The organism is Shewanella sp. 10N.286.51.B2 (assembly GCF_041469265.1).
Classification (GTDB): Bacteria; Pseudomonadota; Gammaproteobacteria; order Enterobacterales; family Shewanellaceae; genus Shewanella.
This window is the reverse complement of record NZ_JBFRKH010000052.1, coordinates 35238-45804: the sequence shown is the minus strand read 5'-3', so window position 1 is coordinate 45804 and position 10567 is coordinate 35238. Positions and strand designations below refer to the sequence as shown.

The window sequence follows — 10567 nt, the reverse complement described above, 5'->3', positions numbered from 1 at the left end:
TCTTATCTATACAAAACTGTTAAACATTTGCCTTAACAGCTGCGCCAACCAGTTGCTTATCGATATAAACAACCGGCCTCTTATCTATATAAAACTGTTAAACATTTGCCTTAACAGCTGCGCTATTCAGCCGCTTGTCGATATAAACAACCGGCCTCTTATCTATACAAAATAGTTAATTTTTTGATAAAGTTGCGCCAATTATGGTCTAAGAGGTTAGCATTTTGTTTAAGGAACGGTTCAAAGACGTCAATCTTAAAGGCGATTTGTTTGGTGGCGTCACCACAGCCATCATTTCCCTACCCTTGGCACTGGCCTTTGGTGTTGCCTCTGGCGCTGGCGCCGAAGCCGGATTATGGGGCGCGATACTAGTGGGCTTTTTTGCCTCCTTATTTGGCGGCTCATCAAGCTTAATATCTGAACCGACCGGCCCTATGACAGTGATTATGACCGCCATTTTAACCAGCATGGTGGCCAAATACCCTGAATCAGGAATGGCAATATCCTTTACCGTGGTGATGATGGCAGGCGGTTTTCAATTTTTACTCGGCATGCTCAAGCTAGGTAAATACGTCACCTTAATGCCATACAGTGTCATTTCAGGCTTTATGTCAGGCATTGGGGTGATTTTAATCATCTTACAGCTGTCACCATTGTTAGGTCATGCCGCTCCTGCAGGTGGTGTGTTAGGCACCTTATCAGCCCTTCCCGACACCTTAAGCAATATTAAGTTTGCTGAACTATTTTTAGGCTTACTGACTTTAGCGACATTATTTTTGTTTCCTCAGCGCTATCGTAAATACGTCCCTGCGCAACTGGTTGCCTTAGTCGCCATCACGTTACTGTCAGTGATTTTATTTGATAGTGACAGCATTCGCCGTATTGGGGTTATTCCTGCTGGGTTACCTTCTTTAGTGATACCGCACATAAATGCGGATATTTTTATTACCATGGTGATTGATGCCTTGGTGTTAGGCACCTTAGGCTGTATCGATACGTTACTCACCGCCGTTATCGGAGACTCATTGACCCGTAAAGAGCACGACTCAGACAAAGAGTTACGGGGTCAGGGCTTGGCTAATATGATTTCAGGTTTATTCGGCGCCCTGCCTGGCGCAGGTGCTACTATGGGTACAGTGACCAATATTCAGGTAGGCGCCCGCTCACCTGTTTCTGGTATGGTTCGCGCGCTAATGCTGGCATTAGTGGTACTTGTGGCTGGCGGCTTAACAGAGCCAATACCTATGGCCGTTTTAGCTGGTATTGCGGTTTATGTGGGCTTTAATATTCTTGATTGGAGCTTCATTCAACGGGCTCACAAAGTCAGTATGCAAGGCATGGCGATCATGTACGGGGTGATGATCTTAACCGTATTTGTCGATTTAATTGTTGCCGTTGGTCTTGGGGTGTTTATTTCTAACATTATTATCATTGAACAATTAAGCCAGCAGCAAGCAAGGCAAGTAAAAGCCATTAGTGATGCCGATCAAAACGATGTACCACTGACCCAAAGCGAACGCGGCCTGCTGGATCAAGCCAATGGTAAAGTGCTGTTTTTCTATCTGTCAGGGCCAATGATCTTCAGCGTATCAAAAGCGATCTCTCGCCAACATACCAGTGTGAGTGATTATGAAGCGATGATCCTCGATCTTACTGACGTGCCGATGATCGATGTGACTGTTGGGCTAGCGCTAGAAAATGCCATTAAAGATGCCCAAGATGCCCATTGTGAAGTATTTTTATTGTGCCCTAACCTGCAAACCAAAGATCAGCTGCAGAAGTTTCATGTGATTGATTCGCTGCCAACTGAAAACACCTTTTTGTTCCGCTATGAAGCCTTACAGGCGGCCCTTAAACATGTGCAAGCTAACGGCTAGAAATATGAGTAACTGGATGGGTAAGTTAAGATAATAAATAACCCATCCTAACTTACTCAAATAAATCCTATTTTTAGCAAAAATTTCATTAAGATTTGTTAACCAGCTCGCCATTTTTAAACAACATAATGCTATAGTGAACTCAGTTCCAAAATACTGAATTTCTGTTCACCATTTAGGGGTTATCTATGTTAAATGAGAATCACGCACTAATTTTCGACTTTCCAGAATTTAAGCAAGACATTGTTGATTTAACACATAAAGATGAAACATTTCAAAAGCAATCAAAACAATACCACCTACTGGATTATGAAATCCGCCAGTTAGAAATTGATGGCAGCCCAACCGATGACGAACACATGCACCAACTTAAAGTGCAGCGGGCTAATTTAAAAGATGTGCTATTCCAACAGCTAAAAGCCCATCACGACTAATTCGTACCAAACCAGACCCAGCGAAGGGAACGATGCGATAAAACAATCATTCCCTTCACCGCTTGTTCCACTCAGATTTAAACCCATCCTCTCCCACTCTTTTTAGCGCTATTAAAAGCAGCTAAGCGTAAATAGAAAGTCTTCATTAAGCCTTAGCCACTCGCTATTAACCCATTCGTCACTATACTTCTCGGTGTTAATTTTTTAACAACCTAAGAGAGATTAAGATGAAATATATCGTATTAATAATCGGATTATGCAGCTTACTCTTTGCCGTTTCTTCTCAGGCTGAGCTTGAGATTTATAAAGACTATGACATTGGAAAAGAAGTGACTTCAATGACCACGGTGAGGATCGATCCCAACATGGAAGACGTTTACCTAGAAGGCTTAAGAGAAAGTTGGGTTAAAGCGGTACGGTTACAAAAAGAGCTGGGTTATATTAAAGATTGGAAAATTTTTGCCAGTGAATTACCACAAAGTGGCGAATTCAATATGGTGCTAATGGTGATGTTTGAAAATAGTGCCGATTTAGAACCCAATCAGGAAAAGTATAAAAACTTCATGAAAAGTTGGGGCCAAGCCAATCAAGACAATAGCCGTAAAATCACTAAAACTTATCCCAATGTAAGAACCTTAACCGGAGAATACCGATTAAGAGAAATTATCATGAAGTAGAAAAATTAAGTACAATTTAATCATTAACTTAATCCCACTTCACAATATCTAGACCACAGCCTCGCATTAAGGTTTACCCCAAATGCGAGGCTGGTTTTCAGTTTCAAACCCCTTCAGTTATAACTTCTGTAAGCACCAAGCTTAAGTGGTGTTTTAGCTTTATTTAACCGATATTGTGACAAACCTTTACGCTCCAGCCCTTTATGCAAAAGCGAGAGCTAGCGCTTATTTTCATTACTAAAAATCCGCTATCTTGGCTATAAGACGTTTTTTTGAGCATTAACCTATGTTTCAAATTTTCACTGATTTTGCATCATGGCTAATTTACGATTTATTGGGCTTGTCGGCGCAGACAAAGCTTGGGGATGCACTGCATTTTTTTGTTGAAGACGTGACTAAGATTTTTGCTCTACTGCTGGTGATGATCTACCTCATAGCCTTAATGCGAGCCTCATTAAATGTTGAACGAGTCAGAGACTATTTAGCTGGTAAACCCAAGGGCTTAGGTTACTTGATGGGCTCTGGATTTGGGGTGGTAACACCATTTTGTTCTTGCTCCAGTATTCCGGTATTTCTTGGCTTTACCTCAGCCGGGATCCCCCTTGGGATCACCATGAGCTTTTTGATCACCTCACCGCTAATCAACGAAGTAGCCATCTTGCTACTCATGAGCCTACTGGGGATAAAATTCACCATTTTATATGTCGTGGTTGGCATGAGTGTCGGCATGTTAGGCGGCTTTTTTCTCGATGCAATAAAAGCTGAGCGCTGGCTACAATCTTTTGCCGCTGAAGCCCTCAAACGCGGTCAACAACATAGCACTGCTAATAACCCTGACGATATTCAAACCCAAGCGCTAACACTGTCACAGCGGCATCAATTTGCCAAAACTGAGATGTTCGATATTTTTGGCCGAGTATGGAAATGGGTCATTATTGGTGTCGGCCTTGGGGCAGCGCTGCACGGCTTTGTACCCGATGGTTGGATTGAGGCCCATTTAGGCGATGGCCAATGGTGGTCAGTACCTGCTGCAGTACTACTGGGGATCCCGCTGTATTCAAACGCCACCGGGGTAATTCCTGTGATGGAAAGCTTAATTGTTAATGGCCTACCCATAGGCACCACACTGGCATTTTGCATGAGCACCGTTGCTGCCAGCTTCCCAGAATTTATCTTACTAAAACAGGTTATGCAGTGGCGCTTACTGGCAATATTATTCTGCCTGCTATTGGTGGCGTTTACCCTAGTCGGTTGGCTGTTTAATGCCTTTACGCCATTTTTATGATTTTACTGATGTAAAAAACATCGGTGATTTAACAGCTCAATAAATAAGGATTTATCATGAGAACCATTAAAATATTAGGCTCCGGCTGTAAAAAGTGTCTTGAAACAGCAGAACTTGCCCAAGCAGTTGCCGATGAAAAAGCCGTTACTGTCACAATAGAAAAAGTCACCGACATGGCGCAAATTATGGCTTATGGTGTAATGAGCACACCTGCTGTGGTGGTGGATGAAAAAGTGGTTCATAAAGGCAGTAAGCCCACTAAAGAGCAACTGGCGAGCTGGCTATAGCCAATCAAAGTGTCGGGGTAACTAACACTATAAAAAGCCTAAATAACCAATCCCATTAGGCTCAATAGGATTGGTTATAAAAACCTTTGGCAACTAACCTGCGATAGGTTTATGGCCAGATGGTAGTGTTTCAGCACTCTTAAATAACATATACACGCAGGTGGAAAACAAGCAGACACCTAAATAAATAATTAATCCGTTGCCGACATCGGTAAATGTGGTCGCCAATAATGGCCCTAATACTGAGCCTACGCTGTAACACAGCAACATCACTTCAGTCGCTGAAACCATTTTCTCTTGGGGCAAATTATCACAAGCCAGCGTTATCGCTATTGGATATAGAGCAAAACTCGCAGCACCTAGGCATAGTAAACTTAGCCCCATCATGACTAAACTGGTTGACTCCAGTATGCCTAACACTGCAACGCAGCCAACAAGACAAATAATTGCCATAAGTAAACTTTTACTCATGCGAGTCGACATGCTGCCTGCAATCGGCTGCACCGCCATGCCACCCACAATGACTATTGCCATCAATAGCCCTGTATAGTCAGCATAAGCACCTGATAGACTGATATATAGCGGCATTAATCCATAAATTGGTCCCAGTAATAGTCCAGACACCATACATCCGATGATCGCTGGCCGGCTCAAATGACGAATGTCTCTGCGGTTAAAGCGCTGCTGATGACTACGAGGCTGACCATGTCGAATAAGCACTGGTGCCAAAGTGGCTAAAAACAACAACGCTAATACAAACAGATAAGGCGTAATGCCTTCAGTACCGAATACAGAAATAGCCAGCTGTCCAGCGGCGCTACCTCCGTAAAGTGCCGCCATGTAAAGACCGAGACGTTTAGCACGCTTTTTAGGGCAATTGGACATCAAAAGCCAAGACTCCACCACCACAAAGATGCCTGCAACCGCCAGTCCAGCGATAAATCGCGCTGCAAGCCAGCTGATCTGATGAGGTAGCAGTATCATTGTTACCACCGTTAATGCCAGCAGACATAAAAAAACGATAAATGCGCGCCGATGACCAAGTCGCTTAATCACCTTTTGAATACAAGTAGCACCTAATAAAAGACCAAAATAAAACACACTTGCAAGCCAAGGAGTTAACGATGGACTAAGGCCAAAGTATGGTAAAGATAATGGTACTAGGCTCATTAAAAAGCCTGAAGCGATAGCGAAAAAACTTAAACCAATAACTGGTGTAACAATGGAGTTTTCACCACTGTCATGAGTAATTATGGACAATTTGAGGATACTTAACATGAAATTTAACGTGCTTGCGCATACTTGTCGGCTAAAGGCTTAGTTATACCCAAAGACTATTTGCGGCGAATGTAATACTGAAGCAGAAATAAGTAAAGTAAAATCTGCTACAGCTCGTTTAATGGCCAACAAATTGTCAAATTTTGCTATAAAGGTCATATTTTGTGGTTATTTCGAACGAAATAAAAAGGAAGTGATATTACTGTCAGCCTAAAAAATCGTTAATTAATATTGGCTAAAATACAGTTTAAAGCTAACAAAACAGCTAATAAACACTATTTAAGCTATGATTTTTAGCACTTATAGGCAGATATAACATGAATGATGCAAAACTAGAATTAAAGGGGCTAAATATAAAGCAAAGGAGTTTTAGCAAAAAAATTTTGAGGCATATGTTAGCGGTACATGCGAGCCAAATAGCAATCGAGAAAGCTTGTTAAGAAATACGTCTTAGAATTATTAATGAGCCTCAAATCTAAAAACCATTAAATGAAACTAATGCTGCACTTTGAAGGGGGCTTGAAGCCTCCTACAGATGAACAACAAACCCAGCAGTATTCTAGCGCAGAATTTTACATCAGCTTATTGATATAAGATAACTTGAATCACTTGGTATTGATGAAAAAACCTAAGGGAATGGGTCTATCTCCCTTAGGCCTCTATCACTATGCTTAAAACACAATGCTTATAACATAATGCTCATAACATAATGCTCATAACACAACATTAGCCTCTAAATAACGGATGTTTTAGTGGCAAAACTGTCACATTGACTCTAGCTTGTTTAAAATAATTCACTAACTTGTCTTGAATTGACCAATTTGTTCTCTTAATTGCTGTGACAAATGATTAACCTGCACACTGGCACTATGTGATTGGTCGGCATTGCTGGCCGTTAATCTGGCTTCATCACTAATATTGACAATATTACGATTAATTTCATCACTGACCGCGGTTTGCTCTTCTGCTGCTGTGGCGATTTGGGTGGCCATATTAGAAATCATCGCCACCGATTCGGTAATTTTAGCTAAGGCCTCACCCGCTTGTGCTGCCTGAACGGTGCTTTTATCGGCTTGCTCACGGCTTGAGTCCATTACCGATACCGCATCTTTAACACCCGTTTGTAATTGTCCAATCATTTGCTGAATTTGATTAGTTGAATCTTGAGTTCGTTTAGACAAGGTTCTGACCTCGTCTGCCACTACCGCAAAGCCACGGCCGTGCTCGCCCGCGCGGGCAGCTTCGATGGCGGCATTGAGTGCCAGTAAGTTAGTTTGCTCTGAAATACTGCGGATCACATCTAAAATGCTACCTATATTATCGGCATCGTTTTGTAATTTTTGTAACGCATTGGCAGCTTGTTCAACCCCGCCAGAGAGGTTATCGATCGAAGCGATCGTTTGCTGAACTATCATGTCACCATGGACCGCTTGGGTATCAGAATCTTTAGCTGCTTGCGCGGCTAGTTCGGCATTATTAGCTACTTCCACCACGGTTGCTTGCATTTGGTTCATCGCTGTAGCAACTTGTTCGGTTTCACCTTGTAAGCGCTGCATGCCCGCTAAGGTTTCGTTACTGGCCGATTTAAGCTGCACACTTGCCGTACCTAACTGCTGAGTATTACCATTGAAATCAATAATTAACTCACGAATATTACCTACAAATACATTAAAGTTGCCAGCGACCTGATTAATTTCGCTATTACCACTGTCATCTAGCGACACGGTAAGATCTTTAGAGCCTGAAGCCACATTACTCATGGAATTATCTAAAGCGTTAAGCGGAGTGAAAATATTGCGGTAAAGGGCTGACAAAATAATGATAATAAACACACCAATGCCAATACTGCCCCACAATTGCACACTGGCAGCTTGCATGGTGGAATTTAGGGTTTCTTGTACCGCAACAGTAAATTTACCATCTAACTCTTGGGCTAATTCATCTAAATTATCAGCTAAATCTGACGATGCTTGGTCAAAGCCACCAGCACCTTTCATCAGTAAATTACCAGCATCGGTCCCCTGAGTTAGGTAAGCATCTGCCATATTCACACCAGATTCATGCAATTGATTAATTTGACGTTTAATCGATTGAGCTCTTGCAGTATATTCCGGTGCCGAACTGATAAGTTTATCCATATTTGCTTGAGCGGCATGCAAACTTGCTAACGCTTCGGCTTTGGCTTCATCACTTTTTGTTGCGCCAACATCGGTTAAAAACTGCTGAATTTGTACAACATCATAGCGAGTATCTTTTAAAGCAAAAATAGTATTAACCTGTTTTTCTTCATTTAACACACTTTCATAAATAGAAGATTGCTGGGCATTGCTCACCCAAACTAAAACGATTAAAGCCAATAATGATAACGAAATTGTAATTTGAAGCATTCTCTTAATTGAGACATCAATACTCATATAACTACCTTTAAAGATTAAGCCCTACTTTAAAATATAAATCGGAGGAATTAGCTTAAATTCACCGTGATTAATGACCTGAATATCAAGTTATTTCAGTTGTCAGCATGGGGTTTGGCGAGTGGTTATTACTCTTAAACAGCCTTTATTGAGCATTAAAGTGCTTAATAACATGACTCAATAACATTGGCCTCTAATATTCGTGTAGTACACGATTAGACCTGTATATAGACATCGACTTATTGAGGGAAAACTTTAATGGAGATTTTGCAAGATAATGACCTTTGGCTTAACAAGTTTCACTTGTTAAAGTCAAAGGCCACTATTTTATGAAAGGCATAACTGACAGGGTATTATGGTTTTATCAACAGCAATCAACCGACGTCAAAGCGGGCAAAGGGATTATAACAAGGCCGATTAGCGCCGTAGTATTGCAGCGCCTCTGTGGCAGGGTTACTGACTTGGAAATAATTGGTCGACATCATAAAATCAGTGACTAATTTTCGCTCATACTTATCAATCCAAATAGCACGCTTTTTAACAACCAAATCAAACATTGAAGATTGATCTAATATAATAATGGCACGCAGCTTCATCTCACCATATTCAGCGGTAAAATGATCACAAAACAATTGCAGGTTTTCATCGCTAATATTTAGCTTACCCAGTAAACGATCAAGGCTAGAAACGATAAAATTTTGGGTATTTAATGTATGCACTCCATAAAATACCGCCCCACCCAGCCCTGCGCCAACCGCTGCAACTTTAAGAAACGAGCGCCGAGAAAGACTAGTACCACTCATATTAAACCCCCATTCTCGCTGCGCGCACTGCTAATGCTGCAGCCGTTAAGCTAGGATTAGCACAAGAACAGCTTGGAAATACTGATGTGCCCACCACAAATAAGTTTCGGTATTGATGATGAATAAGGTTTGCATCTACCACTGAGCCATCATCAATGTTGCCCATTCTCAAGGTGCCCTGTAAATGTGATTCAGTCGGCCGCCAGCCACGAAAATGAATCGCTTCCACAGGTAATGCATCAAGTACCTTAGGTAATTGCGCTAAAGCCTGCTCAATACCTTTTTTGGCGTACTCAGATTCTCCGGTATAGCTCACTACCGCCTGCCCTGTAGTAGCATCAATAGTGACATTATTGGATTTTTGGGGGAGATCTTCAGCGACAATGACTAATGACAGGGTTTCTCGCCAGCGACCCACTTCTTTTCTAAAGCCATAAGGCCAACGATTTTCAAAGTAAATCAAACAAGAAGCGTGATCTTTTCTAAACTCGCCATCATACAAGGCATAATTGAGCCCTGTGGTAATAGTGCTACCATCAAAGTTCTCTAAACCGTCTAAATACACCTCTACTTTTATCCCAATTTGCTCGTGTAGCCCTAGGCCCGTGTCACCAAAATCCATTTTCGATCGTAGCAATATCGCAGGGCTTTGTATGGCGTTGGCGCCTAAAACAAACTTGTCGGCGCTGACGGTATATTCTTGATTGTTGTTGATAAAAACCACGCTAGAAACCGTGCTATCACTGTGCTGCATATGCCTTACTTCAGAGTTTAAACAGGTATGCACTCTTGGGTCCGAATACACCTGCTGAAAACCATTATGCACAGTAAATTTGGCCTGAATGGGACATAAATTACATTTGGCATTAGAGCAGCAGGCCGCCCGTGTATCAGTTGACACCCTTGCTCTGGCCGTTGGCATGATAAAGTGGCTGTCCATATTGGCATTTTTCATAATGCGATCAATGGCAGTGGGTCTATGGGGCGGCTGGGGATAAGGTTTTGAGCGAGGAAACATGCTTTGCATATCAGGGTCGCCTGACACCGACATAATGCTTTCGACATCACAATAATAAGGCTCAAGATCGTCATAGGAAATCGGCCAGTCATTGCCGACCCCATACAAAGAGGCGGTTTTAAAATCTGCAGGATGAAATCGAGGGGTTTGGGCAAACCAGCAATTCATTCCACCACCAAAACCAATGGTGCAATTCCATTCTTTTTCAGCTGTATTTTTAAAGGTATCGGCAGGATCAGCAGCCGAATTTTTACCTTGGGATAATTGCCAATTCCACGAATGATAATCGCCCCATTCCAGCACCAGAATATTACCATTAATTTTTTTTAGCGCCTCAAGTAAAAAAATGAAGAGCCAAAACCAGAACCAATAATTATTAATTCATACTTTTGCTGCGCAGCCTGTTCGGCGCTGACAATATTTAAATTCATCGTTATGGGATTCCTTTTCGCTGGTCGCTAACATGAGACCGTTAAATTTAATCCTTAAATACG

At 41.9% G+C, this 10567-nt stretch carries 9 protein-coding genes; 5 read left to right on the top strand and 4 right to left on the bottom strand.

Features of this window, described 5'->3' with window-relative positions:
• Positions 1-221 precede the first annotated feature (221 nt).
• From AB4140_RS14340 to AB4140_RS14320, 5 genes are all read left to right on the top strand, one after another.
• Positions 222-1877, top strand: coding sequence for a SulP family inorganic anion transporter (locus AB4140_RS14340; RefSeq protein ID WP_198589947.1), 1656 nt, complete (start codon positions 222-224; stop codon positions 1875-1877).
• Between the two features lie 188 nt (positions 1878-2065).
• Positions 2066-2311, top strand: a complete 246-nt coding sequence (locus AB4140_RS14335) for a YdcH family protein (RefSeq protein ID WP_102439323.1) — start codon at positions 2066-2068, stop codon at positions 2309-2311.
• Between the two features lie 227 nt (positions 2312-2538).
• Complete coding sequence (locus tag AB4140_RS14330; RefSeq protein ID WP_198589337.1) at positions 2539-2988, top strand: hypothetical protein; 450 nt, start codon at positions 2539-2541, stop codon at positions 2986-2988.
• 286 nt (positions 2989-3274) lie between these two features.
• Positions 3275-4273, top strand: coding sequence for a permease (locus tag AB4140_RS14325; protein ID WP_372001460.1), 999 nt, complete (start codon positions 3275-3277; stop codon positions 4271-4273).
• Between the two features lie 56 nt (positions 4274-4329).
• Positions 4330-4560 carry a thioredoxin family protein gene (locus AB4140_RS14320; protein ID WP_102520482.1) on the top strand — a complete coding sequence of 77 codons (231 nt, stop codon included), beginning with the start codon at positions 4330-4332 and terminating at the stop codon, positions 4558-4560.
• Positions 4561-4653: 93 nt separating this feature from the next.
• Here AB4140_RS14320 and AB4140_RS14315 read toward each other — a convergent pair whose 3' ends face one another.
• The 4 genes from AB4140_RS14315 to AB4140_RS14300 all read right to left on the bottom strand — a co-directional run bounded on the left by AB4140_RS14315 (position 4654) and on the right by AB4140_RS14300 (position 10376).
• A complete protein-coding gene (locus tag AB4140_RS14315; protein WP_372001457.1) occupies positions 4654-5838 on the bottom strand; it encodes an MFS transporter in 1185 nt (394 codons plus the stop codon).
• Positions 5839-6635: 797 nt separating this feature from the next.
• Positions 6636-8252, bottom strand: a complete 1617-nt coding sequence (locus tag AB4140_RS14310) for a methyl-accepting chemotaxis protein (protein WP_372001455.1) — start codon at positions 8250-8252, stop codon at positions 6636-6638.
• A 374-nt stretch (positions 8253-8626) separates the two neighbouring features.
• On the bottom strand, positions 8627-9055 hold the full coding sequence (locus AB4140_RS14305; protein WP_102531462.1) for a twin-arginine translocation signal domain-containing protein: 429 nt from the start codon (positions 9053-9055) through the stop codon (positions 8627-8629).
• 1 nt (position 9056) lies between these two features.
• On the bottom strand, positions 9057-10376 hold the full coding sequence (locus AB4140_RS14300) for a GMC oxidoreductase (RefSeq protein ID WP_372001453.1): 1320 nt from the start codon (positions 10374-10376) through the stop codon (positions 9057-9059).
• Between the last annotated feature and the right edge of the window lie 191 nt (positions 10377-10567).